The 26,652-nt window shown below is 71.8% G+C and carries 20 protein-coding genes and 1 pseudogene; 7 read left to right on the forward strand and 14 right to left on the reverse strand.

All coding sequences use genetic code 11. The features are described from left to right. Positions 1 to 679 precede the first annotated feature (679 nt). Complete coding sequence (locus ACFYZ4_RS19550; RefSeq protein WP_351287612.1) at positions 680 to 2,710, forward strand: phosphocholine-specific phospholipase C; 2,031 nt, start codon at positions 680 to 682, stop codon at positions 2,708 to 2,710. Positions 2,711 to 2,750: 40 nt separating this feature from the next. Here ACFYZ4_RS19550 and ACFYZ4_RS19555 read toward each other — a convergent pair whose 3' ends face one another. Together ACFYZ4_RS19555 and ACFYZ4_RS19560 are read right to left on the reverse strand one after the other, a co-directional pair. Continuing rightward, positions 2,751 to 3,290, reverse strand: coding sequence for a GNAT family N-acetyltransferase (locus ACFYZ4_RS19555; protein WP_351287609.1), 540 nt, complete (start codon positions 3,288 to 3,290; stop codon positions 2,751 to 2,753). Further along, the gene (locus ACFYZ4_RS19560) at positions 3,290 to 3,808 is read right to left on the reverse strand and encodes an SMI1/KNR4 family protein (RefSeq protein ID WP_390784433.1); all 519 of its coding nucleotides are present in this window, start codon (positions 3,806 to 3,808) and stop codon (positions 3,290 to 3,292) included. The genes ACFYZ4_RS19555 and ACFYZ4_RS19560 overlap by 1 nt, the downstream gene beginning before the upstream one ends. Positions 3,809 to 3,917: 109 nt before the next feature. Here ACFYZ4_RS19560 and ACFYZ4_RS19565 point away from each other — a divergent pair, with 109 nt between their 5' ends. Continuing rightward, positions 3,918 to 4,619, forward strand: a complete 702-nt coding sequence (locus ACFYZ4_RS19565) for a nitroreductase family protein (protein WP_384341854.1) — start codon at positions 3,918 to 3,920, stop codon at positions 4,617 to 4,619. Here the strand turns inward: ACFYZ4_RS19565 and ACFYZ4_RS19570 are convergent. From ACFYZ4_RS19570 to ACFYZ4_RS19585, 4 genes are all read right to left on the reverse strand, one after another. Then, the gene (locus ACFYZ4_RS19570) at positions 4,603 to 4,818 is read right to left on the reverse strand and encodes a hypothetical protein (RefSeq protein WP_351584682.1); all 216 of its coding nucleotides are present in this window, start codon (positions 4,816 to 4,818) and stop codon (positions 4,603 to 4,605) included. The two genes, ACFYZ4_RS19565 and ACFYZ4_RS19570, sit on opposite strands and share 17 nt — an antisense overlap. Continuing rightward, complete coding sequence (locus tag ACFYZ4_RS19575; protein WP_390784434.1) at positions 4,818 to 5,711, reverse strand: hypothetical protein; 894 nt, start codon at positions 5,709 to 5,711, stop codon at positions 4,818 to 4,820. The genes ACFYZ4_RS19570 and ACFYZ4_RS19575 overlap by 1 nt, the downstream gene beginning before the upstream one ends. Before the next feature lie 251 nt (positions 5,712 to 5,962). Then, the gene (gene pruA, locus ACFYZ4_RS19580; protein ID WP_390784435.1) at positions 5,963 to 7,594 is read right to left on the reverse strand and encodes an L-glutamate gamma-semialdehyde dehydrogenase; all 1,632 of its coding nucleotides are present in this window, start codon (positions 7,592 to 7,594) and stop codon (positions 5,963 to 5,965) included. 31 nt (positions 7,595 to 7,625) lie between these two features. Continuing rightward, complete coding sequence (locus ACFYZ4_RS19585) at positions 7,626 to 8,606, reverse strand: proline dehydrogenase family protein (RefSeq protein WP_351287592.1); 981 nt, start codon at positions 8,604 to 8,606, stop codon at positions 7,626 to 7,628. A gap of 160 nt (positions 8,607 to 8,766) precedes the next feature. Here ACFYZ4_RS19585 and ACFYZ4_RS19590 point away from each other — a divergent pair, with 160 nt between their 5' ends. Further along, positions 8,767 to 10,026, forward strand: a complete 1,260-nt coding sequence (locus ACFYZ4_RS19590; protein WP_390784436.1) for a PucR family transcriptional regulator — start codon at positions 8,767 to 8,769, stop codon at positions 10,024 to 10,026. A 170-nt stretch (positions 10,027 to 10,196) separates the two neighbouring features. Further along, a pseudogene (locus ACFYZ4_RS19595) lies at positions 10,197 to 11,170 on the forward strand (NAD(P)-dependent alcohol dehydrogenase). A 28-nt stretch (positions 11,171 to 11,198) separates the two neighbouring features. Here the strand turns inward: ACFYZ4_RS19595 and ACFYZ4_RS19600 are convergent. Beyond that, a complete protein-coding gene (locus ACFYZ4_RS19600) occupies positions 11,199 to 12,038 on the reverse strand; it encodes a hypothetical protein (protein WP_390784437.1) in 840 nt (279 codons plus the stop codon). A 141-nt stretch (positions 12,039 to 12,179) separates the two neighbouring features. Then, positions 12,180 to 12,773 carry a TetR/AcrR family transcriptional regulator gene (locus ACFYZ4_RS19605; protein WP_351287584.1) on the reverse strand — a complete coding sequence of 198 codons (594 nt, stop codon included), beginning with the start codon at positions 12,771 to 12,773 and terminating at the stop codon, positions 12,180 to 12,182. Between the two features lie 89 nt (positions 12,774 to 12,862). On the opposite strand from ACFYZ4_RS19605, the gene ACFYZ4_RS19610 reads away from it, so the two are divergent. Next, positions 12,863 to 14,419, forward strand: coding sequence for an MFS transporter (locus tag ACFYZ4_RS19610; RefSeq protein ID WP_390784438.1), 1,557 nt, complete (start codon positions 12,863 to 12,865; stop codon positions 14,417 to 14,419). 66 nt (positions 14,420 to 14,485) lie between these two features. On the opposite strand, the gene serA is transcribed toward ACFYZ4_RS19610, so the two are convergent. The 6 genes from serA to ACFYZ4_RS19640 all read right to left on the reverse strand — a co-directional run bounded on the left by serA (position 14,486) and on the right by ACFYZ4_RS19640 (position 24,230). Continuing rightward, complete coding sequence (gene serA / locus ACFYZ4_RS19615; RefSeq protein ID WP_351287579.1) at positions 14,486 to 16,075, reverse strand: phosphoglycerate dehydrogenase; 1,590 nt, start codon at positions 16,073 to 16,075, stop codon at positions 14,486 to 14,488. Between the two features lie 241 nt (positions 16,076 to 16,316). After that, a complete protein-coding gene (ilvC, locus tag ACFYZ4_RS19620; protein WP_351287576.1) occupies positions 16,317 to 17,318 on the reverse strand; it encodes a ketol-acid reductoisomerase in 1,002 nt (333 codons plus the stop codon). 128 nt (positions 17,319 to 17,446) lie between these two features. Next, entirely contained in the window at positions 17,447 to 17,971 is a 525-nt protein-coding gene (ilvN, locus tag ACFYZ4_RS19625; RefSeq protein WP_030010002.1) for an acetolactate synthase small subunit, read from the reverse strand. A 31-nt stretch (positions 17,972 to 18,002) separates the two neighbouring features. Continuing rightward, positions 18,003 to 19,889 carry an acetolactate synthase large subunit gene (locus tag ACFYZ4_RS19630; RefSeq protein WP_351287573.1) on the reverse strand — a complete coding sequence of 629 codons (1,887 nt, stop codon included), beginning with the start codon at positions 19,887 to 19,889 and terminating at the stop codon, positions 18,003 to 18,005. A gap of 204 nt (positions 19,890 to 20,093) precedes the next feature. Beyond that, positions 20,094 to 23,000, reverse strand: a complete 2,907-nt coding sequence (locus tag ACFYZ4_RS19635; RefSeq protein WP_390784439.1) for a putative bifunctional diguanylate cyclase/phosphodiesterase — start codon at positions 22,998 to 23,000, stop codon at positions 20,094 to 20,096. Positions 23,001 to 23,282: 282 nt separating this feature from the next. Next, positions 23,283 to 24,230, reverse strand: coding sequence for a 2-hydroxyacid dehydrogenase (locus ACFYZ4_RS19640; protein ID WP_390784440.1), 948 nt, complete (start codon positions 24,228 to 24,230; stop codon positions 23,283 to 23,285). 73 nt (positions 24,231 to 24,303) lie between these two features. Between ACFYZ4_RS19640 and ACFYZ4_RS19645 the strand changes: the two genes are divergently transcribed. Both ACFYZ4_RS19645 and ACFYZ4_RS19650 read left to right on the forward strand, forming a co-directional pair. Further along, a complete protein-coding gene (locus ACFYZ4_RS19645; RefSeq protein ID WP_351287565.1) occupies positions 24,304 to 25,311 on the forward strand; it encodes an aldo/keto reductase in 1,008 nt (335 codons plus the stop codon). 105 nt (positions 25,312 to 25,416) lie between these two features. Beyond that, entirely contained in the window at positions 25,417 to 26,652 is a 1,236-nt protein-coding gene (locus tag ACFYZ4_RS19650; protein WP_390784441.1) for a PQQ-dependent sugar dehydrogenase, read from the forward strand.

The raw sequence follows: 26,652 nt of genomic DNA on the forward strand, positions 1-26,652 counted from the left end.
CCGGAAGAGGCGGGGAGCAGTGCGCCGCAGGGGTTGCCTGCCAGGGGCGCGCGCTCTCGACCGCCATTCGCCGGATCGGCGAGACGTTCGGCTCCTACAAAGCTAGGCCAGGTCTCGCTGTATGTCTCGGCAATTACTCGGACTTCCTACTATCTGAGACGCGGAACCCCCCGGAAGGCTCCGTCGAGAGGGTCCGCTTCAGCCCGTCCTGGAGGGTGATTTCCCAGGTCAGCGGCCTGATGGCGAGGACAGATCCCGCTTCCGGTGCAGTGACGCATCCCACCCTCCGCACGAGCCCGGGCACCGGCCTCCGGGGGCCGTACGGGTGATCCGCGGGGCCTGTCCGGCCGCCGCGGCGAGATGCGCCGGTCCGACGGCCGCGGCAGCGGGCACGGCGACGGTCGGGCCGGCCCGACCGTCGACCCCCACCGCACCCGAAAAGGGGCATTGGTTCGCGGTCACACCAATCCACGGGACGGGTCAGAGGGCGCCCAGGCGGCCCCGGATACCAGCCCCACGGGGACATTTCAGGCAAGGGTCCTGCGCGTCTCACCGATCGATTCCAGCCACCCGGAAGTTCACCGAACTCTTACCGCACGGATGTAGACCTTTGAACCGACCCCCGTCACTCTTGCCGTCGATGTGCCAGCGGGGCACTTGAGTGGGAGGCGAGGGGCCAGTGACACCGATCAGCCGCAGGGGTTTCGTGGGAATCGGCGCCGGGCTGATGGCGGGGGCCGCCCTGCCCGCGGTCCTGCCGACGACGGCGGCCGCGGCCGCCGCGACCGGCACCATCACCGACGTGAAGCACGTGGTGATCCTCATGCAGGAGAACCGCAGCTTCGACCACTACTTCGGCAGGCTGAAGGGCGTCCGCGGATTCGGCGACCGCGCCGCCGGCAACATTCCCGGCGGCTGGGGCATGTTCAACCAGCCCAACTGGGGCGGCCGCCAGTACCCCTGGAAGCTCAGCTCCACCCCGCCGGCCGGCGGCGTCGACGGCGAGACCCTGGCCCAGTGCAACGGCGACCTCCCGCACAGCTGGTCCTCGCAGCACGCGGCCTGGAACAAGGGCCGGATGGACAACTGGGTCACCGGCGTGGGCAACACCCGCACCCTCGGGTACCTGGACCGGGGGGACATACCGTTCCACTACGGCCTCGCCGACAACTACACGATCTGCGACGCCTACTTCTGCTCCACCCTCAGCGCGACCGGCCCCAACCGCACCTTCCTGTGGAGCGGCAAGGTCGACGCCTCCAGCAAGGACGGCGGCGACGAGTCCGGGCTGACCTGGGAGACGTACGCGGAGGCCCTCCAGCGCGCCGGCATGAGCTGGAAGGTCTACCAGAACGCGCAGGACAACTACGGGGACAACGGTCTCGCCTACTTCAAGAAGTTCACGGACGCGGCCCCCGGCAACCCGCTGTGGGACCGGGGCATGGGCTCGGTCCCCAAGGTCACCGGCTCCACCCCGGACGACATCGCGGCCGCGATCCGCGCCGACGTCGTCGCGGGCACCCTCCCCCAGGTGTCCTGGGTCGTCGCCAACGAGGCCTTCTCGGAGCACCCGTACGCCCCGCCCGGCGACGGCGCGCACTTCGTCGACCTGGTCTACCGCGCCCTGGCCGCGAACCCGGAGGTCTTCGACTCCACCGTCCTCTTCCTCAACTACGACGAGAACGACGGCTTCTTCGACCACGTGCCCCCGCCCATCGCCCCGCCCGGCACCCCCGGCGAGTACCTGGACGGCATCCCGATCGGGCTCGGCTTCCGCGTTCCGATGATCGTGATGTCCCCGTGGACCCGCGGCGGCTGGGTGAGCTCGGAGGTCTTCGACCACACCTCGGTCCTGCGGTTCATGGAGCAGTGGACGGCCGCCCTCGGCACCCCCGCCACCTGTCCGAACATCAGCGCGTGGCGCCGGAAGGTGGTCGGCGACCTGACCGGCGTCTTCGACTTCGCGCACCCGGTCTACGGGGTGCCGGCCGGCCTGCCGTCCACCGCGAAGGTCATCGGCCAGGCGACCTGCGGCCCGCTGCCCAACCCGGCGCCGCAGGACAACGCCCTCCCCGCGCAGGAGCCCGGCACCCGCCCGGCACGGGCCCTTCCGTACCAGGTGAACGGCAACCTGGACCGCTTCGAGTTCGGGGCGGCCGGCAAGATCCTGGCCTGGTTCTCGATGACCAACCAGGGCGCGGAGGCGAAGCGGCCCGCGCACTTCTCCATCCACCCGCACCAGCACCGGGACACGGCGGCCTGGCAGTACACGGTCGACCCGGGCGCCACCGGCAGCGACTACTTCAACATCGGCCTCGGCCACGGCTCGGGCAAGTACGACATCTCGATGTACGGGCCGAACCGCTTCCTGCGCCGCTTCATCGGCGACGCCTCGAAGGCGGGCAAGGACATCGAGGTGGCGGCCCGCTTCGCGGTCGAGCCGGGCACCGGCAAGACGGCGGTCTACTTCAGGATGACGAACTCCTCCGCCTCCGCCGTCACCTTCACGATCCGCTCGAACGCCTACCGCACGGACGGACCCTGGACCTACACCGTCCCGGCGAAGTCCTCGCGCGAGGACTACTTCAACGCCGTGGCCTACGGCAACGGCTGGTACGACTTCACGATCCTGGCCGACTCCGACGGCACCTGGTCGCGCCGCTACACGGGCCACATCGAGTCCGGGGCACCGAGCATCTCGGGCTCGTGATCCCCGCCCGCCGGAGCCCGGCAGAGCCCGGCGGAGCCCGCTAGAGCACGTCCCCGTCCCGCCAGTCGAAGTCGAGCCGCCCGGCCGGGTCCAGCCGGATCCCGCCGGGCGGCAGCCACACGTACGTGGAGCCCTCCTCCTCGGGGAGGCGCACCGGGCCGTCCGGCGACAGCGCGCCGACCCGGCCCGGCCACACCGACCAGCCGCGGCCGAGGTAAAGCCCGGCGCCCTCCTCCGACGCCGACAGCGCGCCCAGCACGTAGGCGCGCGCGACGATCCGTTCGAGCTCGGCCATGACCTGCCCGCCGAGGCCCCGCCGCCGCGAGCCGGCCCGTACGGCGACGGCCTCCACGTACCCGGTCCGCAGGGCCCGGCCGCCGTGCACGATCCGGCGCTGCACCACGCTGCCGTGCGCGACGAGCACGCCGCCCGCGTCCCGGACCAGCACGTGCATCCCGCCGAGCGCGTGCTCGAAGTCCTCCTCGCCGAAGTCCCCCTCGAAGGCCTCGTCCAGCAGGGCCCGCACCTCGCGGAGCTCGTCGCCGGTCAGCCCGGCGGTGTGCGCGACGCGCGCGTCCATCACTTCTCCAGCCAGTCGGTGTACCAGGTGCGGAAGTCCGGGCTCTCGGGCAGGCAGGTCCCGAAGTCCTGGTCCAGGTGCCAGACCTGGCCGGCCAGCGGCCCGTTGAGGATCAGCCGCGTGTACATGCCGCACCCCTGCTCGGTCAGCACGAGCGTGCCCAGGGTCAGCCCCTCGCGCTCGTCGAACCTCCGGTTCACGTCGAACGGGCGGGGTTCCCGGATCGGGCAGGGCGCGGCCAGCCGGCCGGGGCGGCGGTCGTCCTCCCACTCCCCGTCCACCGCCCAGGCGTCGTCGACGTCCGGGCGCGGGGTGACCAGCGGCATCAGCCCGTAGTCGGGGCCCGCAGGGCCGTCGCCGACGGTCGTGACGAACGTCCGGTACTCCTCGGGCAGCCGGATGCCGTGCTCGTCCTCGAAGGCCCGGACCTCGGCCTCGGGAAGCGGCGCGCGCAGCTCGTACCGGAGGACCTTCGCACGCAGTCGCGCCCGTACGGCGTCGGCGTCCCAGTCGCTCATCCCGCGACCGTACCAAGGACCGCATTGCGGACGCCGGACGCCGTCCACCGGCCGGAATCGGCCGACGCGGCCCTGGCGGTCCGGACCAATGCCTCGGCAGACTCGCCGCATGTCGCCCGATACCCAGCAGTGGACCCCGATCCACGGCCAGCCGTACCGTCCCGCCCCCTACCGGCCCGCGCGGATGCCGCAGGAGGAATCCCTCGCGCGGGCCGCCGAATTGCGGGCCCGGATGGACGAGCGGCGGACCGTACGCCACTTCTCCCCCGACCCGGTACCGGAGCAGGTGGTCCGGGACGCCATCGCCTGCGCGGCGACCGCCCCCTCCGGGGCGCACCAGCAGCCGTGGACCTTCGTCCTGGTCAAGGACCCGGCCGTACGGCAGCAGATCCGCGCGGCCGCCGAGCAGGAGGAGCAGCTGTCCTACGACGGCCGCCTCGGCGACGAATGGCTCGCCGCCCTGCGCCCCATCGGCACGGACGCCGTCAAGACCCACCTCACCGACGCCCCGGCGCTGATCGTGGTCTTCCAGCAGCGCTACTGGCTCGGCCCGGACGGCACGAAGCGCAAGCACTACTACGTCGACGAGTCGGTCGGCATCGCCGTCGGCATGCTCCTGTCCGCCCTCCACCTGTCGGGCCTCGCCGCACTGATCCACACCCCGAGCCCGATGCGCTTCCTGAGCCACGTCCTGAACCGCCCGGAGAACGAGAAGGCCTTCGCGGTCATCCCGGTCGGCTACCCCTCCCCCGACTGCGAGGTTCCCGACCTGGTCCGCAAATCCCTCTCCCAGGTCATCGTGGAGGTGTGACGACCTCCCCGGCGGGCGGCTCCGGGGCCGGCCCGGACTGCCCGCCGCCCAGCGCCTCCGCGAGCCGCATCCCGATCCGCACCCGGTCCTGCGCCGTGCCCGCGTCCATGGCCGCCCGCACCTGCCGCAGGATCAGCCAGTCCCGCACCACCTTGGCCACGCCGAGCACGGCCGCCGTCACGATCGCCGCGGTCAGCATCAGAACCCCCTCCGCGCCGAGGGGTCCGGGGCGTAACAGGCCCCGCGCCGCAGGGTGACGAACCCCCCGCCCATCGCGATCTCCCCGGGGAACCACGGCTGGTCCCGCAGCCGCTCGGCGATCCGGCCCGGCCGCTGCGCCAGGCCGCTCCGGCGCAGCCGCCGCTCGAGTTCGTCCCGTTCCACGGCACAGCACCACTCGACGACCACGTCCCCGCCGCCGTGGGTGTAGACGTTCGCCGACCCGTGCGCGGCCCCAGCCTCGCCCAGCAGTCGTGGGCGCCTCAGGAGCCTGCTGTTCAGCCAGTCCTGCGCCGCGACCGATCCGGGGTCGCCCCCTGCGTCGGCGCGCTCGCTCAGCTCCGCCGCCTCGGCGGGGTGCAGGCGGTGGCGGTTGCGCCGCCACAGTTGTGTCAGTCCGTCACCGTGTTCCGGCAGCACCGGGCGCCAGTCCGGGTCGGGGTGCAGCAGATGGACCGCGGCCCGGTCCCGCAGCCGGGTCAGCGCCCAGCTCCGGCCCGCCGGGACGATACGCAGCCCGGGCACCCCGCGGAGTCCGCCGTAGTGCTCATCGATGCGTGGCAGCACCGTGGCAAGGACCCGGTCCGCCATGGCCGGGTGAAGTCCGAGGGCCAGCCCGGTGCGGGCCGGCCGGGCGGAGGTGAAGCCGAAGAGGGCCCCGTCGCGGTGCTCGCTCTCACGGAGCCCGTCGGCGAGCTCGGCCACCATGAGCGACTCGAAGACGCGCTGCCCCTCGTCCTCGGCGTCCGGGACCGGTTGGCGGTAGTCGATCAGCCCCGCTTCGGCCCAGCCGAGGCAGGTACGGTGCGGCAGTCCGGTGGCCGCACGGCAGATGGTCGCGGCACGGTGGTGGTTGTCTGTACGCCTGGACATACGTCTCCCCGGGCGCCGGTCCCGGTACGGGCGCGTAGAGGTTGCGTATCTCCAGCGGTCTGTCCCACCCCGTACGGGAACTCGTCAGAGCCCTTGGCTCCCCCGGGTCACCGGGCCCGGGTAGTGGAGCTGGTCGCCGTACACGACAACTACGCCCAGGCTAGCAGCAGTTGCCCGGTGGGGAAATGGAAACCGCCCCCGCTCCGGACTTGGGGGTACCGGAGCGGGGGCGGGGTTCAGGGGGCTGGGGGTCAGCCCATGTGGGGGTAGCCGTACTCGGTCGGCGCGACCAGGGTCTCCTTGATGGAGCGGGTGGAGCTCCAGCGCATCAGGTTCGACGCGGCGCCCGCCTTGTCGTTGGTGCCCGAGGCGCGGCCACCGCCGAAGGGCTGCTGGCCGACGACGGCGCCGGTGGACTTGTCGTTGATGTAGAAGTTGCCCGCCGCGAAGCGGAGCTTCTCCATCGCGTCCGCGGCCGCGTAGCGGTCGGCGGCGATGATCGAGCCGGTCAGGGCGTACGCCGAGACGGACTCCATCTGCGCCAGCATCGCGTCGAAGTCGGCGTCCTCGTAGACGTGCACGGCGAGGATCGGGCCGAAGTACTCGGTCGTGAAGACCTCGTTCTCCGGGTCGGTGCACGCGATGACCGTCGGGCGGACGAAGTAGCCCTCCGCGTCGTCGTACGTGCCGCCGGCGATGATCTCGCAGGTCGGGTCGGCGATGGCGCGGTCGATCGCGGCCTTGTTCTTCGCGAACGACCGCTCGTCGATGACGGCGCCGATGAAGTTGGTCAGGTCGCGGACGTCACCCATGGCGATGCCGTCGACCTCGGCCGCGAAGGCCTCCTTGAAGCCGTCGTTCCAGATCGAGGCCGGGACGTAGGCGCGCGAGGACGCCGAGCACTTCTGGCCCTGGAACTCGAAGGAGCCGCGGGTCAGGGCGGTCTTCAGGACGGCGCGGTCCGCGGACGGGTGCGCGACGACGAAGTCCTTGCCGCCGGTCTCGCCGACCAGGCGCGGGTAGGACTTGTACTTCTCGATGTTGTTGCCGACCGTCTTCCACAGGTACTGGAAGGTCTTGGTCGAGCCGGTGAAGTGGATGCCGGCCAGCTCGGGGTGGTTCAGGGCCACCTCGGACACGGCGATGCCGTCGCCGGTGACGAGGTTGATGACGCCCTTGGGCAGGCCGGCCTCCTCCAGGAGCTCCATCAGGAGGACCGCGGAGTGGGTCTGCGTCGGGGACGGCTTCCACAGGACCACGTTGCCCATCAGGGCCGGGGCGGTCGGCAGGTTGCCCGCGATGGCCGTGAAGTTGAACGGCGTGATCGCGTAGACGAAGCCCTCGAGCGGGCGGTGGTCGCTGCGGTTCCACACGCCGGCGGAGTTCGCGACCGGCTGCTCGGCCAGGATCTGGCGGGCGAAGTGGACGTTGAAGCGCCAGAAGTCGACGAGCTCGCACGGGGTGTCGATCTCGGCCTGCTGCGCGGTCTTCGACTGGCCCAGCATGGTCGAGGCGGCGAGCTTCTCGCGCCACGGGCCGGACAGCAGCTCGGCGGCGCGCAGGATGATCGCGGCGCGGTCGTCGAAGGACATCGAGCGCCAGGCCGGGGCGGCGGCGAGGGCGGCGTCGATGGCCTCCTGCGCGTCGCCCTGGGTGGCGTTGGCGAAGGTGCCGAGCACCGACTTGTGGTCGTGCGGCTGGACCACGTCGAAACGCTCGCCGCCGCCCATCCGCTTGACGCCGTTGATCGTCATCGGGAGGTCGATCGGGTTCTCGGACAGCTGCTTGAGCTGTGCTTCGAGCCGCGCGCGCTCCGGGGTACCGGGGGCGTACGAGTGGACCGGCTCGTTGACCGGCGCGGGGACCTGGGTCACAGCATCCATGGGGCTGGTAACTCCTTGACCTAGTTCTTGGCTAGTTCTTGGTGATCATCGAGCGGAGGAAGAACAGCAGGTTGGCCGGCTTCTCCGCGAGGCGGCGCATGAAGTAGCCGTACCAGTCCGTCCCGTACGCGGTGTAGACCCGCATCCGGTGGCCCTCGGCGGCGAGCCGCAGGTGCTCCTCGCTGCGGATGCCGTACAGCATCTGGAACTCGTACTCGTCCAGCTTGCGCCCGGCCTGCCGGGCCAGTTCCTGGCCGATGGCGATCAGCCGCGGGTCGTGGGACCCGATCATCGGGTAGCCCTCGCCCTCCATCAGGATCTTCATGATCCGGACGTACGCCTTGTCGATCTCCGCCTTGTCCTGGTAAGCGACCTCGGCGGGCTCCTTGTAGGCGCCCTTGACGATCCGGACGCGGCTGCCGGCGGCGGCCAGGCGGCGGGCGTCGGCCTCGGTGCGGAAGAGGTACGCCTGGATCACGCAGCCGGTCTGCGGGAAGTCGCGGCGCAGCTCCTCGTGGATGGCGAACATCGAGTCGAGGGTCGTGTGGTCCTCGGCGTCGAGCGTCACGGTGGTGCCGATGGCGGCCGCGGCCTCGACGACCGGGCGGACGTTGGCGAGGGCCAGCTCGTGGCCGCCCGGGAATGTGGCGGCGAGCCCGGAGGGCTCTCCGTTGAGGGTGGTGGCGGGCGACGGGAGGGACTGGCCGAACATCGACAGCTTCACGGACATCTCGGCCTTCTCGCCGAGGCCGAGCTCCGCGAGGCGCTCGATGAGCCGGAGGTAGGCGTCCCGGGCGGCGTAGGACTGCTCCACCTCGGTGATGTCCTCGCCCACGACGTCGAGGGTCACCTCGAGCCCGGCCTGGGTGAGCTCCTCGACGATCGGGATGACCTGGTCGACCGTCTCGCCGGGGATGAACCGGTTCACCACGGGCTTGGTCACCGGGGCGGCAGAGACGATACGACGCATCTTGTCGCTGCGCGAAGCGGCGAGGATCACGGGACCCAGCACGGGGGCACCTCCAGCGGGTGGCAGAAGAAAAGCGCAAGTAAAACCACCGTGAAACCTAAGGATCGCTTTGATCCTCTGCCATCGACAGCTGTCACGCATCCGTGTCCCGGATCTCATACATCTGTCTGAAGAGCCGGTCCCGGGGTGGGAGAATATCCGGGTGAAGGGCGATTACCAGGACCTGGTGGACGAGATCTCGGCGCTGCTCGGCGCCCCGGCGACCCTGGAGAACCGGGACTTCCGCCTCATCGCCTTCGGCGCGCACGACAGCGACGACGATCTGGCGATGGACCCGGTACGGACCCGCTCGATCCTGACGCGGCAGTCGACGGCGGCCGTCCGGTCCTGGTTCGAGGGCTTCGGCATCGCCCGTGCCACCGGCCCCGTCCGCATCCCGGCGGCGCCCGACGCGGGGGTCTTCCGGGGGCGGATCTGTCTGCCGGTGCGGTTCCGGGGCATCGTGCAGGGCTACGTGTGGCTCCTCGACCAGGAGCCCGGCACGCCCGGCCCCGATGCGGCGGCCCTGGCCGCGGCCATGGAGGTGGCCCAGCGGATCGGGGTGCTGCTCGCCGAGGAGGCGAAGGCGGGGGCGGACCTGTCGCGGGAGTTCCAGGCGGTGCTCACCGCGGGGCGCGGCTGGCAGCAGGACATGGCGGTGGCCGCGCTGCGGGCCGCCCTCGGCCCGGGCGGGGACGGGCTGCACGCGGCGGTGTGCGTGGCGCCCTGGTCCGGGGAGGCTCCGGCGTCGGTACCGGGCGCGGCGGCCGTGTGCCTCGTACCGCGGCGGGGCGGGGACGAAGCGGGCGCGGCGGGCGACCTGGTCCTGGCGGTGCTGCTCCGGCTGCGCTCGACGGACGCGCTGACCCCGGCCCTGACGGCGGTGGCCCGGCTGCTGCCGCGCGCGCCGGAACCGGCGCGGACGGCCGGGGCGGGCGCAGTGCCCGCGGCAGGCGGAACGGGCGGCGCGGCCAAGGCCAAGGCCGCGCCCGCGGCCGCCCCCGCCCGCCGGATGACCGCGGGCGTCGCCGACCCCGTCCGCGGCCTCGCGGAGCTGCCCGCCGCCTGGGAGCAGGCCGTGGCGGCGGCCCGGGCGGCCGTCGCGCAGCCCCGGCTCGGCCCGGTCGCCCAGTGGTCGGCGATCGGCCCGTACCGGCTGCTCGCGACCCTCGCCGCCGACCCGGTGGACGATCCGGCGGTGCGCACCCTGCTGACCCCGGCCCACCGCGAACTCGCCCGAACGGCCGAGGTGTTCCTGGACTGCGCCGGTCAGGCGGGCCGTGCGGCGGCGGCTCTCGGCATCCACCGCCAGACGCTCTACTACCGCCTCGCCCGGGTGGAACAGCTGACCGGCCTCGACCTGGACGAGGGCGAGGACCGTCTGCTGCTCCACATGGCCCTGAAGGCGGCCCGCCTGACATAGGGGATGCCTGAGGGGGTGCCCGAGGATGCCTCTGAGGGAAATCTCCGGGCCTTGGTCAGGGACCGTCCCCGATGCCCTCCCGGCCATCGGCCGCCCAACGTCGCGCACAGCGTTGGCCTTCCGGTCAGCCGACCCCTTCCGCACCGGAACCGGTGCGCCACGGAGGCCCGATGAAGGCGATCGTCCAGGACCGGTACGGCTCCCCCGACGTACTGGAGTTGCGGGAGATCGGCCGGCCGGTGGCCAGGGACCACGAGGTGCTCGTACGGGTCCGCGCGGCCGCGGTCAACGCGCGCGACTGGCACCTCATGCGGGGCGACCCGTACCTGGCACGCCTGGTGCTCGGGTTCGGCGGGCCGAAGGCGAAGGTCCGGGGCACGGACTTCGCGGGCGTGGTGGAGGCCGTGGGCAAGGACGTGACCCGACTGCGCCCCGGTGACGAGGTGTTCGGCGAGGCCGAAGGCGCCTTCGCCGAGTACGTGTGCGCCCCGGCCGACGTGGTGGAGGCGATGCCGGCCGGTCTGTCCTTCGAGCAGGCGGCCGCGCTGCCGCCGGCGGGGAACACCACCCTGATGGGCCTGCGCGATCTGGGGCGCGTACGGCCGGGGCAGAAGGTCCTGGTCAACGGCGCGTCAGGCGGGGTGGGCACCTTCGCCGTTCAGATCGCCAAGGCGTCGGGCGCGGAGGTGACCGGCGTGTGCGGGACGCGGAACGTGGACCTGGTCCGCTCGCTCGGCGCCGACCACGTGGTCGACTACTCCCAGGAGGACTTCACCCGCGGCGGCCCGCGCCACGACCTCGTGCTCGACCTGGTGGGCAACCGTTCGCTGGCCGCCTGCCGGCGCGCGCTGACCCCCGGGGGCACGCTGGTCCTGTCCGGGGGCGGCGTCTCCGACGGGGGCAGCCTGCTGGGACCGATGGCCCTCCTCATGAAGGGCCAGGCCCTCTCCCCGTTCGTCGGCCACCGGCTGGTCGTGCTCACGGCGACCCCCAGCGGCGCGAACCTGGCGGCGCTCCGGGAACTCGTCGAACCGGGCAAGGTCACCCCGGTCATCGACCGGACCTACCGCTGCACGAGGTGCCCGAGGCCATCCGGTACCTCGAAGTGGAGCACGCGCGGGCGAAGGTGGTCATCACGGTGTGACGGCCGCCGGCGCCGGCCGCAATCGCGCCTACCCGAGGGGTTCGCCCGTCGCGGCGTCGATGACGAGCCGGGCGCCCAGCGGACGGGCCAGCGTGACCAGAACCGTCTCCACGCGCATCGCCGCGTCGCAGGACGTGCCCGGCTCGGCGTCGGCCACGATCCGGCCGGCCAGCACCACGGTGTCGGCTCCCTCCAGGACGTCCACGGCGACCCCGCCGTCGCAGCTGCCGTGGCCGGCCCGCACGGTGAGATCCGCCGCGTCCGGTGTGGCCGTGTAGCTGAGGAGGGGTGCCGTGCCCTCGCCGAAGGTGTCCAGGGGCTCGACCGGGGCCTTGGGAAGCTCCTGCGGGGCGACGGCGATCCGGGCGAGCGGGGTCTCGTACCCGTCGACGGTGAACAGCCAGGCCGGCACCCGGGCCGGGCCGCGGCTGGTGCGTACCGCGATCTCGCCGAAGCGGACGTCCGTGACGGCCAGCGCGGGTTCGCCGTCCGGGCCCCGGTCCAGCTCCCGGTACGTCTCAGCGGCGGTCTGGAGGGACAGCGTGAGCGTGGTGCCGCCGCCGTCGCCGCTGCCGCTGCCGTCGGGCCACCGGATCGCGGTGGCGGGCGGGGGCGTGGCGGGCAGTTCGGTGCGCAGGACGAAGCTCTGCGCAGCGTAGGCGTCTTGGTCCTGCTCGGAGTGGAAGCCCTCCGGCGGCTTCCACTGCTGCCTGTCCAGGGGGTGGAAGCCCTCGCGCCACTGCTTGAGGGCCGCCGAGCCCTCCCAGGCCGCCGCCACCTGCTTCATGCGCGGCCGGTTGTCCGGCTCCGCCTGCGGCGCACCGCATCCGACCGCCAGGACCACCGCCGCCAGGACGCTCGCGCGCACCGCGGGCCCGGACCCGGCCCTCCCCCTCGTGCGCGTTCGCGTTCCCGCCCCTGCTCCGGCTCTCGCCATGACGACTCCCCCTCGTCTCGGGCCGATTCGGGGGTGGGACGGGGCGCTCCCGACGGTGGTTCCCGCTCCGCTTTACTCCCCCTTCTCGGGCTCCCGGGGGCGGATCATCGCCTCGGCGGCCCGGCGCATGCCCTCGGTGAACTCCTCCGCCGTGGCCGCCGACTCCGGGTCGAACAGCCACTGGATCATCAGGCCGTTCAGCAGCGCCTGGTAGAAGGTGCCCAGCGTGCGCACGTCCCGGTCGTCGAGCTGGTCCTCGGGCGTGCCGGTCAGCATGGAGATCAGGCCGCGGCGCCCCTCGGCCTGCGAGGCCGCGAGCATGGCGCGCAACTCCGGCCGCTGGTCCCTGCCGAGCGCCACCTCCAGGCTGGCCGCCCAGACCGGACCCGACGCGTCGTGCTGGGCGAGGACTCCCTCCCAGAGCGCGCGGAACCGCTCCAGCGAGCCGCCCTCACCGTCCAGGCCGGCCTGGAAGACGGCGCCCCATTCCTCCATCAGGCCGATGAAGGCCTGGGTGAGCAGGGCGTCCTTCGAGCCGTAGTGGTAGCCGATGGACGCCAGGTTGGTCCCCGAGGCGCTGACGATGTCGCGCGCGGTCGTGCGCACGAACCCCTTCTCGACCAGGCACTTCTTGGCGCCTTCGAGCAGATCTTCGCGATGTCCCATGGCCACACGGTAGCAAGACAACCGTCTCAGACAACAGTTCTAGACAGTCGTCATAGACAGACGTTTAAGACGTATGTATATTCCTGCTCATGACAAACCCCGTCGCCACAGCGCGACTTGCCGGCCGCCGCGAATGGACCGCCTTCACCGTCCTCCTGCTGCCCCTCCTCCTGGTGTCGATGGACGTCTCCGTCCTCTACTTCGCCATCCCGGCCATCACCGACCAGCTCGCCCCGAGCGCCACCCAGCAGCTCTGGATCTTCGACAGCTACGCCTTCGCCCTCTCCGGCCTGCTGATCACGATGGGCTCGCTCGGGGACCGGATCGGCCGCCGCAAACTGCTGCTGATCGGCGCGACCGCCTTCGGCATCGCCTCGATCGGCGCCGGCTACGCCACCAGCGCCGACATGCTCATCGCCTGCCGCGTCCTGCTCGGCATCGGCGGCGCGACCCTGATGCCGTCCACCCTGGCCCTCGTACGGAACCTCTTCCAGGACGACAGGCAGCGCGGCAAGGCCATCGCCATCTGGTCCGGGGCCATGACCGGCGGCATCGCCCTCGGCTCGGTGCTCAGCGGTGTGATGCTGAACCACTTCTGGTGGGGCTCGGTCTTCCTCGTCAACGTGCCCGCGATGCTGCTCCTGCTGCTCCTCGTCCCGGTCCTGGTCCCGGAATTCAAGGACCCGGCCCCCGGCCGCTTCGACCTGCTGAGCGTCCCGCTGTCCATGGCCGCGGTGCTGCCCGTCGTCTACGGCCTCAAGGAGATCGCCGCCGAGGGCTTCGAGCCGCTCCACCTGGGCTGCCTCGGCGTCGGCCTGGCCTTCGCGTACGTCTTCGTCCGCCGCCAGCGCACCCGCGACGACGCCATGATCTCCCGGGCCCTCTTCCGGGGCCGCGGCTTCGGGGCGGGCATCGCGCTGAACACCGTCTCCGCCTTCGCCGTGATGGGCTCGGCCTACTTCACCACCCAGTACCTCCAGTCGGTGCTCGGCATGGGCACCCTGGAAGCGGCCCTGTGGAGCCTCGCCCCCTCGGTCGTCATCGGCGCCGCGGCCCCCGTCTCCGCCGCCCTCGCCCAGAAGGTGGACCGGGGCTACGTCATCGCCGGCGGATTCGTCCTCGCCGCCGCCGGGTTCGTCCTGTTCAGCCTCGTGGACACCGACTCCCTGTGGCTGGTCCTGACCGGCGCCGGGGTGCTCTCCTCGGGCGTCGTCGCCGTGATGTCGCTGGTCTCCGACATGGCGCTCGCCGCGGCCCCCGCCGAGAAGGCCGGCTCCGCCGCCTCCCTGCTGGAGACCGGAACGGAGTTCGGCGGCGCCCTGGGCATGGCGGCCCTCGGCAGCCTCGGCACCGCGGTCTACCGCGGCGACCTGGCGGACTCCGAACCCGCCGTGCGGGAGACCCTCGGCGGGGCCGTGGCCACCGCCCACCGGATCGGCGGGGAGGCGGGCGAGCAGGTCCTGACCCTGGCCCGGGAGGCCTTCGTCCACGGGATGCAGTACGCGGCCTGGGGCGGCGCGGCCCTGCTGCTCGGGGCGGCCGTGCTCGCCGCGGCTCTGATGCGGGGCATCGAAACCCCGGCCCCGGCCGCGGCGGAGCAGGCCGAGGCTGCGGAGGACAACCTGCCGGTGCCGACGTACAACTGATCGGGACGGCACGGAACGTGAAAGGGCCCGGGGGAATCCCCCGGGCCCTTCGTCGTGTCACACGGGTCAGCCGAGGCTGACCGTACGCGCCGAGACGGCGCCGATCTCGGCGGAGATGTCCGCGAGGACGTTCGCCGGCACCTCCGCGTCGACGGTGAGGACGGCGAGCGCCTCGCCGTGCTCCTCCGCACGGGCGACCTGCATGCCCGCGATGTTCAGACCGGCCTCGCCGAGGACGCGGCCGACGGTGCCGACCACGCCGGGGCGGTCGGTGTAGCGCAGCACGACCATGTAGTCGGCGAGCGCCAGGTCCACGTCGTACTCGCCGATGCCGACGATCTTCTGCAGGTGCTTCGGGCCCGCGAGCGTGCCGGAGACCGAGACCTCCTGACCGTCCGACAGGGTGCCGCGCACGGTCACCACGTTGCGGTGGTCCGGGGACTCCGAGCTGGTGGTCAGGCGCACCTCGACCCCGCGCTCCTGTGCGAACAGGGGGGCGTTGACGTAGGAGACCGTCTCGTCGACGACGTCCTCGAAGACACCCTTGAGCGCGGAGAGTTCGAGCACCTTGACGTCGTGCTGGGTGATCTCGCCGCAGACCTCGACGTCGAGGCGGACCGCGACCTCGCCCGCGAGGGCGGTGAAGATGCGGCCGAGCTTCTCGGCGAGCGGCAGGCCCGGACGGACGTCCTCGGCGATGACGCCGCCCTGGACGTTGACCGCGTCCGGCACGAGCTCGCCGGCGAGGGCCAGGCGCACCGACTTGGCGACCGAGACACCGGCCTTCTCCTGGGCCTCGTCCGTGGACGCGCCGAGGTGCGGGGTGCAGACGACCTGGTCGAGCTCGAAGAGCGGGGAGTCCGTGCAGGGCTCCTTCGCGTACACGTCGAGGCCGGCGCCGGCGACGCGGCCCTCCTTGATGGCCGAGTACAGCGCGGCCTCGTCCACGATCCCGCCGCGGGCGGCGTTGACGATGCGGACGGAGGGCTTCACCTTGTGCAGGGCCTCGTCCCCGATGAGACCGAGGGTCTCGGGGGTCTTGGGGAGGTGCACGGTGATGAAGTCGGCGACTTCGAGGAGCTCGTCCAGCGTCAGCATCTTGACGCCCATCTGGGCGGCGCGCGCCGGCTGCACGTAGGGGTCGTACGCGACGATCTTCATGCCGAAGGCCGACATGCGCTGCGCGACCAGGACGCCGATGCGGCCGAGGCCGACGACACCGAGGGTCTTCTCGCTGAGCTCGACACCCGTGTACTTGTTCCGCTTCCACTCACCGTTCTTCAGGGCGGTGTTGGCCTGCGGAATGTTGCGGGCGGTGGCGACGAGCAGACCACAGGCCAGCTCGGCGGCCGTCACGATGTTCGAGGTCGGGGCGTTGACGACCATCACGCCGGCCTTGGTGGCGGCGGCGACGTCGACGTTGTCCAGACCGACGCCGGCGCGCGCGACGACCTTCAGCTTCTTGGCGACGGCGATGGCCTCGGCGTCGACCTTGGTGGCGGAGCGGACGAGGATCGCGTCGACGTCGGCGATCGCGGGCAGCAGCTCCGCGCGGTCGGCACCGTTGACGTGCCGGATCTCGAAGTCCGGACCGAGCGCGTCCACCGTGGCGGGCGACAGCTCTTCGGCGATGAGTACGACAGGTTTCGAGCTCACGTGGGTCATCCTCACAAGTCCAGTGCGGACGGCCGTCCCGACGGCCGCAGGCGGTGGAGGGGGTAGCCGCGTGGAAGACGCACGACACTGTGGGCCTGACGCGTATGTGTTGAGCAGTGTAGTGGCGCTGACGGACCGGATTTCCGCCTGTACGGAAGGATCACCCTTCCGGGGTTGGCCGTGTTGGACAAGCGACGCGCGGCGGGGCCGGGACACACCGTCCCGGCCCCGCCGTCCACGATCAGCTCTCGTCGCTGTCGACCCAGCTCATCAGCTTGCGCAGCTTCTTGCCGGTGGTCTCCAGCAGGTGCGCCTCGTCGGCCTTCTTGTACTCGTTGTACTTCGGCAGACCGGCCTTGTACTCGGCCATCCAGGTGTTGGCGAACTCGCCGTTCTGGATCTCCGCGAGGACCTGCTTCATCTCGGCCTTGGTGGCGTCCGTGATGATGCGGGGGCCCGTGATGTAGTCGCCCCACTCGGCGGTCTCGGAGACCGACCAGCGCATCTTCTCCAGGCCGCCCTCGTACATGAGGTCGACGATGAGCTTCAGCTCGTGCAGGCACTCGAAGTACGCGATCTCCGGCTGGTAGCCGGCCTCGGTCAGCGTCTCGAAACCGGCCTTGACCAGGGCGGACGCGCCACCGCAGAGGACGGCCTGCTCACCGAACAGGTCGGTCTCGGTCTCCTCGGTGAAGGTGGTCTTGATGACGCCGGCGCGGGTGCCGCCGATGCCGGCCGCGTACGAGAGCGCCAGGTCGAAGGCCTTGCCGGTGGCGTCCTGCTCGACGGCGGCGATGCACGGAACGCCGCGGCCCTCCTCGTACTGACGGCGGACCAGGTGGCCGGGGCCCTTCGGGGCGACCAGGGCGACGTCGACGTTGGTGGGGGGCTTGATGAAGCCGTACCGGACGTTGAAGCCGTGGCCGAAGAAGAGCGCGTCGCCCTCCTTGAGGTGGTCCTTGATGGACTCCTCGTAGATCTCGGCCTGCAGCGGGTCCGGGGTGAGGATCATGATGACGTTCGCCCACTCGGCGGCCTCGGCCACGGGGACGACCTTCAGGCCCTGCTCCTCGGCCTTGGCCTTGGACTTCGAGCCCTCCTTCAGGCCGACGACGACGTCGACGCCGGAGTCACGGAGCGACAGCGCGTGGGCGTGGCCCTGGCTGCCGTAACCGATGACCGCGACCTTGCGGCCCTGGATGATGGACAGGTCGGCGTCGTTCTCGTAGAACAGCTCGGCCACTGGGATATCTCCTTGGTGCGCTGGTGTTGCTCCCACCGTACGGCGGGGAACGGAATCTGCGTTTCCCGGTCTCGCCATGCGAGCCGAGCGTGTCTGAAGCGGCTTGGGTGTCCGCTGCGCCGGGCGGGTCAGGCGCTGCGGTCGAGCGCGCGCAGACTGCGGTCCGTGATGGACCGTCCGCCACGCCCTATGGCGATCGTGCCGGACTGCACGAGTTCCTTGATGCCGAAGGGTTCCAGCATCTTGAGCATCGCGCCGAGCTTGTCGGAACCGCCGGTGGCCTCGATGGTGACGGCCTCCGGGGAGACGTCGACGGTCTTGGCGCGGAACAGCTGGACGATCTCGACGATCTGCGAACGGGTCTCGTTGTCGGCGCGGACCTTCACCAGGACGAGTTCGCGCTCGATGGCGTTGTGGGACTCCAGCTCGACGATCTTGAGCACGTTGACCAGCTTGTTCAGCTGCTTGGTCACCTGCTCCAGCGGGAGGTCCTCGACGTTCACGACGATGGTGATGCGGGAGATGTCGGGGTGTTCGGTGACGCCGACCGCGAGGGAGTCGATGTTGAACCCGCGGCGGGAGAACAGGGCGGCGATCCGGGCGAGGATGCCGGGCGTGTTCTCGACCAGGACGGAGAGCGTGTGCTTGGACATGTGGGGCGTTCTCTCTCTCGGCTCTCTCGGCTCAGTCGTCTTCGTTGTCGCCGAAGTCGGGACGGACGCCCCGGGCTGCCAGGACCTCGTCGTTGGAGGTGCCGGCGGCGACCATCGGCCACACCATGGCGTCCTCGTGGACGATGAAGTCGACCACGACGGTACGGTCGTTGATCGCGTTGGCCTCGGCGATGACCTTGTCCAGGTCGGCCGGGTCCTCGCAGCGCAGCGCCACGCAGCCCATGGCCTCCGCGAGCTTGACGAAGTCCGGGACGCGCGTGCCCTTGCGGGGCGCGATGGACTCGCCGAGCTGGGAGCCGACGGTGTCGTGGCCGGTCTCGTCGGCGTGCAGGACGGTGTTGGAGTACCGCTGGTTGTAGAACAGGGTCTGCCACTGGCGGACCATGCCCAGCGCACCGTTGTTGATGATCGCGACCTTGATCGGGATGTTGTTCAGGGCGCAGGTGACCAGTTCCTGATTGGTCATCTGGAAGCAGCCGTCACCGTCGATCGCCCAGACCGTGCGCTCGGGCATGCCGACCTTGGCACCCATCGCGGCCGGGACCGCGTAGCCCATGGTTCCGGCGCCGCCGGAGTTCAGCCAGGTGCGGGGCTCCTCGTACTTGACGAAGTGCGAGGCCCACATCTGGTGCTGGCCGACGCCGGCCGCGAAGATCGTGCTCTTCGGGGCGAGCGCGCCGATCCGCTCGATGACCTGCTGGGGCGAGAGGCTGCCGTCGGCGGGCAGGTCGTAGCCGAGCGGGTACGTGTCGCGCCAGCGGCTGAGGTCGTTCCACCAGGCGGTGTAGTCCCCGGCGTTGCCCTCGGTGTGCTCGGCCTGGACGGCCTGGATCAGGTCGGCGATGACCTCGCGGGCGTCACCGACGATCGGGACGTCGACCGCGCGGTTCTTGCCGATCTCGGCCGGGTCGATGTCCGCGTGGATGATCTTGGCGAAGGGGGCGAAGCTGTCCAGCTTGCCGGTGACGCGGTCGTCGAAGCGGGTGCCGAGGGCGATCAGCAGGTCCGACTTCTGCAGCGAGGTGACGCCGGTGACGCTGCCGTGCATGCCCGGCATGCCGACGTGCAGCGGGTGGCTGTCGGGGAAGGAGCCCAGCGCCATCAGGGTGGTACAGACCGGGACGCCGGTCAGCTCGGCGAGGACCTTCAGCTCGGCGGTCGCGCCGGACTTCATGACGCCGCCGCCGACGTACAGCACCGGGCGCTTGGCCTGGCAGATGAGCTTGGCGGCCTCGCGGATCTGCTTCGCGTGCGGCTTGGTGACCGGCCGGTAACCGGGGAGGTCCTGGGCGGGCGGCCACGAGAAGGTGGTCTTCGCCTGCAGGGCGTCCTTGGCGATGTCGACCAGGACCGGGCCGGGGCGGCCGGTGGAGGCGATGTGGAAGGCCTCGGCGATCGTCCGCGGGATGTCCTCGGCCTTGGTGACCAGGAAGTTGTGCTTGGTGATCGGCATCGTGATGCCGACGATGTCCGCCTCCTGGAAGGCGTCGGTGCCGATCGCCTTGGAGGAGACCTGGCCGGTGATCGCGACGAGCGGGACCGAGTCCATGTGCGCGTCGGCGATCGGGGTGACCAGGTTGGTGGCGCCGGGGCCGGAGGTGGCCATGCAGACGCCGACCTTGCCGGTGGCCTGCGCGTAGCCGGTGGCGGCGTGGCCGGCCCCCTGCTCGTGGCGGACCAGGATGTGACGGACCTTCTTGGAGTCCATCATCGGGTCGTACGCGGGGAGGATGGCGCCGCCCGGAATCCCGAAGACGGTGTCGCACCCCACCTCTTCGAGAGAGCGGATGAGGGACTGCGCACCCGTGACGTGCTCAACTGCGGCGGACTGGTGTCCGCCGGAACGGGGCCGCGGCTGCGGATGGTGGGCCCCGGTGGCCTGCTCGGTCATCGGCATTCTCTTCTCGAAGCTGAGGGTTCTACGCGGATTCGACTCTGTGCCAGTGCAACAAAAAACCCCTCGTGCCAGGAGGCAAGCGAGGGGAGCGCGTCGGGGGTGTTGAGCAGGGACATGCAGGTCCCAGCTTCAGCCGACGCGCTTTCCAAGTACGAGAATTCGGGTGCGCATGGCATTGACCCTCCCTCTGGCGGGAGGGTGATGTCAAGTAGGTGGGACGGGCGTCTCATTATGTGAGCCTCTGCGGATGGCCATCGAGCCCCCGGGGGAGCCACCGGCCAGAGCCGGCTGAGCCGCTCCGCCCGGTACTGGGAACGTACCGCGCACCAGCGCACGGCGCAGCCTGTACTCGTCGAGGGGGCCTGAAAAGGCCATTCCCTGACCGTGCGTGCACCCCATCGCGCGCAGGGCCATGACCTGCTCGGGGAGGTCGACCCCGTCGGCCACCGAGCGCATGCCCAGGTCGTTTGCGATCCGCAAGAGACCGGCGGTGATCTTGTGCAGGCGGGCCGACTCGACCACGCCCTCCACCAGGCCCCGGTCCAGCTTGAGCATGTCCACGGGGAGCCGGCGCAGGGCGCTGATGGCCGCGTAGCCGCTGCCGAAGCCGTCCAGGGAGATACCCACCCCGAGCCGGTGCAGGGCCGTCAGGCGGCGCTCCAGGTCGTCGAAGGGCACTCTGGGGTCGGATACGGCGAGCTCCAGCACCAGGGCTCCGGAGGGCAGGCCGTGCCGGGTCAGCAGGGCCTCCACGGAGCCGAGCGGCATGGCGCGGTCCAGGAGCCGCTGGGCGGTCATCCGCACGGCCACCGGTACGTCGTGCCCGGCCCGGTGCCGGTCCGCGGCCTGCTCCACGGCCTCCTCCAGCAGCCAGCGGCCCAGCTCGGCGGTGCGCGAGGCGTCGGGGCCCGCCGCGCCGGAGCCGCCCGAGCTGCCGGGGCCGCCCGCACCGCCCTCGCTGTACTCGGCGACGCGGAGGAACTCGGCCGGGGTGAAGAGGATCCCCTGGGCGGAGCGCCAGCGGGCCTGCGCGGCGACGGCCGCGACCTCGCCGGTGGCCAGCGAGACCACGGGCTGGTGCAGCAGCGCGAACTCCCCCTCGTGCAGTGCGGTCCGCAGCCGGCCGGCGAGCTCGGCCTTCCGCACGACCTCGGCCTGCATCTGGGGGGCGTACATCTCGACGCGGTCCTTGCCGCCCGCCTTGGCCCGGTACATCGCGAGATCCGCGTTGCGCATCAGGTCCGAAGGGGTGATGCCGGGGTCGGCGAAGGCCACGCCGATGCTGGCGGCCACCCGCACCTCGCTGCCGCCGATCCGGTAGGGCTGGGAGAGGGTGGTGCGCAGCCGGTCGGCGATCTCGCGCACCTGGTACTCGCGTGCGCTGGGGTCGCGGTTGCCGTCGCCGAGGATCAGCGCGGCGAACTCGTCGCCGCCGAGCCGGGCCGCGGTGTCCCCGGCGCGGACGGAGTCCTGGAGCCTGCGCGCGGCCTCGATGAGCAGCTCGTCGCCGGCCTGGTGGCCGATGGTGTCGTTGACCGCCTTGAAGCCGTCGAGGTCGATGAAGAGCACGGCGGTGCTGTGGTCGCCCGCGCGCCGGCCGGTCAGGGCCTGGCGCACCCGCCGGGTGAAGAGGGCGCGGTTGGGCAGGTCGGTCAGCGGATCGTGCTCGGCGCTGTGCTGGAGCTGGGCCTGGAGGCGGACCCGCTCGGTGACGTCCCGGCTGTTGAGGATGAGTCCGCCCTGGTGCCGGTTGACGGTGGACTCCACGTTGAGCCATTCACCGCCGCCGGACTTGAAGCGGCACTCGATGCGGGTGGTGGGCTCCTCGGTCGGCGGTGCGGCGAGGAAGCGGCGCACCTCGTGGACCACCCGGCCGAGGTCGTCCGGGTGGATGAGCGTGGCGAGCTCGGTGCCGACCAGCTCCTCGGCCTCGCGGCCGTAGACCCCGGCGGCGGCGGGGCTGACGTAGCGCAGGGTCCCGGTGGGCGCGGCGATCATGATGACGTCGCTGGAGCCCTGGACCAGGGAGCGGAAGTGGTTCTCCTTCTGGGCCAGTTCCTGGGTGAGCGCGATGTTGTCGAGGAGCATGATGCCCTGCCGGATGACGAGGGCGAGCACGACCGTGCAGCCGGTGAAGACGACCATCCGGTCGACCTTCCGGCCGTCCACGACGTTGTAGAGGATGCCGAGGGTGCACACGGCGGCCGCGAGGTACGGGGTGAGGGCGGGCAGCGAGCCGGTGATCGGGCGGCTGTGCGGCCGGTCCCCGCGCGGGTGCCCGGCCGGCTCGGGGCCCGGGTGGAGGCGCCGGGCGCCCCAGGGTGCGTACGCGAGCAGCAGCGAGCCGGCGAACCAGCCGGCGTCGAGCAGCTGTCCGGACTGGTACTCGGCGCTCAGCAGGGGCGAGGTGAACAGCGCGTCGCTGAGCACGGTCAGGGCCAGCGCCGCGATGGCGGTGTTGACGGCGGAGCGGTTGGTCTCGCTCCGCCGGAAGTGCAGGACCAGGACCATCGAGACGAGCGCGATGTCCAGGAGCGGATAGGCGAGGGAGAGCGCGGCGCGCGGGACGCTGCCGGGGGCGCCGGACTGGGCGGTCCGCGCCGCGTGGGCCAGGGCCAGGCTCCAGGACAGGGTGAGCAGGGAGCCGCCGATGAGCCAGGAGTCGAGCCCGAGGCAGACCCAGCCGGCGCGGGTGACCGGGCGTTTGGCGAGGACGAGCAGGCCCACGATGGCGGGCGGGGCGAAGCAGAGGAAGGCGAAGTCGGCGAGCGAGGGCTTGGGCACCTCCTGGCCGAGGATCACCTCGTACCAGCCCCAGACCGCGTTGCCGCCGGCGCCCATGAGGGAGGAGAAGGCGAAGAGCAGCCAGGCGGGGCGTTCACGGCTGTCGATGGCGCGCGCGTACGTGTAGCAGGAGACGGCGGCGAGTAAGCCGGCTGCGCTCAGTCCGAAGTCGCCCATGATCTCGGCGACTTCCTCCGAGCCCCAGTTGAGGGCGGCGCCGACGGCATAACCGCCGCTGACCACCGCGAGGAGCAGCTGCATCGCCAGACCCCTGCCTCCGCCCGAGACGGACGGCCGGTTCAGGAGCGCCGCCCCCGGGGCACTCACCGGCCCCCCTCGCCGGCTGGTTCCGGTGCAGCCCAGTCTCGGCAGCGTCGCCTCCGGCGGCTGTGCCGCATCGGATCCTTCGTCCATTGGCCGTGCATCGCCCGTCGCCCCCCAAAGTGTCCGATCACTCCCCAGCGCCAGACGTTCCTGGCGCAGCCCCTTGTTCCGGACGATACACCACTTTCGTCACTCAGGGACATAGTCCCTCTACTCTCTGTTACCGATCGGGGAGTTGTGCCCACGGTGCGCGTCCGGGTGAATGCGGAGCGTGTGCACGGCCGGTCATTCGGTGATCAGTACCGTGTGCTCCAGGGGATCTCCGGCGGCGAACCGGCCGAGCTGGCGGGCCAGCAGGCGCTTGGCGCGTGGCTCGAACGCCGTGCTGCTGCCGCCGACATGAGGCGTGATCAGGACGTTCGGGGCGTGCCAGAGCGGGTGGCCGGCGGGCAGCGGTTCCGGGTCGGTGACGTCGAGCGCCGCGCGCAGCCGGCCCGATTCGACCTCCGCGAGCAGGGACTTGGTGTCGACGACGGGGCCGCGGGACACGTTCACCAGCAGGGCGCCGTCCTTCATGCGGCTCAGGAAATCGGCGCCGGCCAGGCCCCTGGTGGCGTCCGTCAGCGGCGTCACGAGGATCACCACGTCGGCCTGCGGCAGGAGGCCGGGCAGGTCGGCGAGGGCGTGCACGGGCCCGCGCCCGGTGGTCCGCGCCGTACGGGCCACGCGCGCGACCGGCCCGCATTCGAACGGTACGAGGCGGTCCTCGATGGCCGAGCCGATCGATCCGTAGCCGATGATCAGAACGGACTTGTCCGCGAGTGCGTCGTAGAAGCCGGAGCGCCACTCCTCGCGGTCCTGTCCGCGGACCATGCCGGGGATGCCGCGCAGGGAGGCGAGGGTCAGTGCGAGGGCGAGCTCGGCGGTGCTGGCCGTGTGGACCCCGGCGGCGTTGCACAGCCGGACGCCGGGGCGCAGGTCGCCGAGGCGGCCCAGCACGTCGTCGATGCCGGCGGTCAGGGTCTGGACGACCCGGACCGCGGTCATCGCGGCGAGCGGGCGCACGGTGACCTCGGCGGGCTTCATGTAGGGGGCCACGTAGAAGACGCAGTCGGCTGGATCGGCCGGGTAGGCGTCCTCGCCGTCCCACCGGCGGTACCGGAAGGAGTCGGGGAGGCCGGCGACCTCCTCGGCGGGGAAGGGGAGCCAGACGTCCTGGGGCGTAGCAGTCATGATCACGAGGCTATGCCAAGCCGTCTTGATCAAGCCGTTAGTTTGGTGGCCGGAGCGTGAGGGGGACCCAGGGGTGGAGCGCAGGTCGATCGGGGCGGGGGCGCTGACCGTGGGCGCCGTCGGCCTCGGCTGTATGCCGATGAGCTGGGCGTACGCGCCTTCGCGGCGGCGGGGGCCGGAGTCGCTGGCGGCCGTGCACGCGGCACTGGACCTGGGGTCGAACCTGCTGGACACGGCCGATGTGTACGGGCCGTTCACCAACGAGCTGCTGCTGGGGCGGGTGCTGCGGGAGCGGCGCGCCGAGGCGTTCGTCTCGGCCAAGGTGGGTCTGCGGGCGGGTGACCAGCACGTGGTCGCCGACGGGCGGCCCGGCTATCTGCGGCGGGCCTGCGACGCCTCGCTGCGGCGGCTGCGGACCGACGTCATAGACCTCTACCAGCTGCACCGGGTGGATCCGGACGTGCCCGTGGAGGAGACCTGGGGCGCCATGGCGGAGCTGGTGGGTGCGGGGAAGGTGCGCGCCCTCGGCTACTGCGCGCTGGGCGCCGGGGCCGGGCCGGGGGCGGGGCGCAGCGGGGACCGGAAGTACCGGACGACGCTGCGGCACCTGGAGCGGCTTCAGCAGGTGTTCCCGGTGAGCGCGGTGCAGGCGGAGCTGTCGGTGTGGTCGCCGGAGGCGGCGTGGCAGCTGCTGCCGTGGTGTGCGGCGCGGGGGGTGGGCTTCCTGGCGGCGATGCCGCTGGGCAGCGGGTTCCTCACCGGGACGCTCACTCCGGGTGAGGGCTTCGAGCCGCAGGACGTGCGGGCCCGGCATCCGCGGTTCACGGCGGAGGCGATGGCGTCGAACCAGGTGCTGGTGGCGGGGCTGCGGCGGGTGGCGCGGCGGCACGGGGCGGAGGTCACGGCGGCGCAGGTGGCCCTGGCGTGGGTGCTGGCGCAGGGGCCGCAGGTGGTGCCGGTACCGGGGGCCGACCGGGCGCACTGGGCGGCGGAGAACGCGCGGGCGGCGGAGGTGCGGCTCTCGGCCGGGGACCTGGCCGAGATCGCGGCCCTGCCGGTCGAGGTGGGAGCCTGGGACTGAGCGACAACCACTCGATCGAGTGTACGAGTGGTGGAACTTCGGGAACTGCCGCCGCTGTTGAGTCTGGTGAAGGGCACGATCGGAGGACCGGAAGGGAGCAGGGCGATGCGATACGGAAGTTCTCCCGGGCAGGTGGGGTACGGGGCGCCGGGCGCGCGGCACCGGAGCGTGCTGGCGGTGGCGGCTCTGGCGGGGTGCGGCGCTCTGCTGGCGGCGGGATGCTCGCCGGCCGGCGCCCCCGGATCGGGGGGCGGGAGCTCTCCACCGGGCACGGCCGCGGCGGGCTCCGGGCCGGCGGGTCCGTCGGGGAGCGCGTCCGCCTCGCCGGAGCCCAGCGGGCCGCCGGCCAAGGGCTCGGTGACGGTGACCGGCGAGGTCGCCAAGGGCCTGGAGTCGCCGTGGGGCGTGGCCGAGCTGCCGGGCGGGGACCTGCTGGTCGCCTCGCGGGACAAGGGGACGATCAGCCGGGTCGCGGTGGGCTCGGGCACGGTGACACGGATCGGTGAGGTGCCGGGGGTGGCCCCGGGCGGTGAGGGCGGGCTGCTGGGCCTCGCGCTGTCGCCTTCCTTCGCCTCGGACCGGCTGGTGTACGTGTACTTCACGACCGAGTCCGACAACCGCATCGCCCGGCTGCGGTACGACGAGCACAGATCCCCCGGCCAGCAACTGGGCGCGCCGGACACCGTGTTCCGGGGCATCCCCAAGGGCCTCGTGCACAACGGCGGCCGGATCGCCTTCGGCCCGGACAAGATGCTCTACGCGGGGACGGGCGAGACCGGTGACAAGGGGCTCGCGCAGGACAAGAAGTCGCTGGGCGGCAAGATCCTTCGGATGACCCCGGACGGGGATCCGGTGCACGGCAACCCGGAGGCGGATTCGGTCGTCTACTCCTACGGGCACCGCAATGTGCAGGGCCTCGCCTGGGACAAGGACAAGAGGCTGTGGGCGGCCGAGTTCGGCCAGAACACCTGGGACGAGCTGAACCTGATCGAGCCCGGGGCGAATTACGGCTGGCCCGAGGCCGAGGGGAAGGCGGGCAAGCCCGGCTTCCGGGATCCGGTGGCCGTGTGGAAGACCGACGAGGCCTCGCCGAGCGGGATCGCCTGGGCGGAGGGTTCGGTGTGGATGGCCGGGCTGAAGGGCAACCGGCTGTGGCGGATACCGCTGGCCGGGGCGGAGCCGGTGGCGGAGCCCGAGGCCTTCCTGGAGGGGCAGTACGGCCGGCTGCGGACGGTGGTGGCGCTCGGCGGTGACCGCTTGCTGCTGGTCACGAGCGAGACGGACGGCCGGGGGTCGCCGGAGGCGGGCGACGACAGGATCCTGACACTGACGGTGCGGTGA

The sequence above is a fragment of the Streptomyces sp. NPDC001513 genome, from assembly GCF_042894695.1.
In the GTDB taxonomy this organism is placed as follows: domain Bacteria; phylum Actinomycetota; class Actinomycetes; order Streptomycetales; family Streptomycetaceae; genus Streptomyces.

Coding starts and splice junctions, on each gene's coding strand:
- ACFYZ4_RS19555 (WP_351287609.1), bottom strand. CDS start 3,290: ATGGACGCGCGCGTCGCGCACACCGCCGGGCTGACCGGCGACGAGCTC.
- ACFYZ4_RS19560 (WP_390784433.1), bottom strand. CDS start 3,808: ATGAGCGACTGGGACGCCGACGCCGTACGGGCGCGACTGCGTGCGAAG.
- ACFYZ4_RS19565 (WP_384341854.1), top strand. CDS start 3,918: ATGTCGCCCGATACCCAGCAGTGGACCCCGATCCACGGCCAGCCGTAC.
- ACFYZ4_RS19570 (WP_351584682.1), bottom strand. CDS start 4,818: ATGCTGACCGCGGCGATCGTGACGGCGGCCGTGCTCGGCGTGGCCAAG.
- ACFYZ4_RS19575 (WP_390784434.1), bottom strand. CDS start 5,711: ATGTCCAGGCGTACAGACAACCACCACCGTGCCGCGACCATCTGCCGT.
- pruA (WP_390784435.1), bottom strand. CDS start 7,594: ATGGATGCTGTGACCCAGGTCCCCGCGCCGGTCAACGAGCCGGTCCAC.
- ACFYZ4_RS19605 (WP_351287584.1), bottom strand. CDS start 12,773: ATGGGACATCGCGAAGATCTGCTCGAAGGCGCCAAGAAGTGCCTGGTC.
- ACFYZ4_RS19610 (WP_390784438.1), top strand. CDS start 12,863: ATGACAAACCCCGTCGCCACAGCGCGACTTGCCGGCCGCCGCGAATGG.
- ilvN (WP_030010002.1), bottom strand. CDS start 17,971: ATGTCCAAGCACACGCTCTCCGTCCTGGTCGAGAACACGCCCGGCATC.
- ACFYZ4_RS19630 (WP_351287573.1), bottom strand. CDS start 19,889: ATGCCGATGACCGAGCAGGCCACCGGGGCCCACCATCCGCAGCCGCGG.
- ACFYZ4_RS19640 (WP_390784440.1), bottom strand. CDS start 24,230: ATGACTGCTACGCCCCAGGACGTCTGGCTCCCCTTCCCCGCCGAGGAG.
- ACFYZ4_RS19650 (WP_390784441.1), top strand. CDS start 25,417: ATGCGATACGGAAGTTCTCCCGGGCAGGTGGGGTACGGGGCGCCGGGC.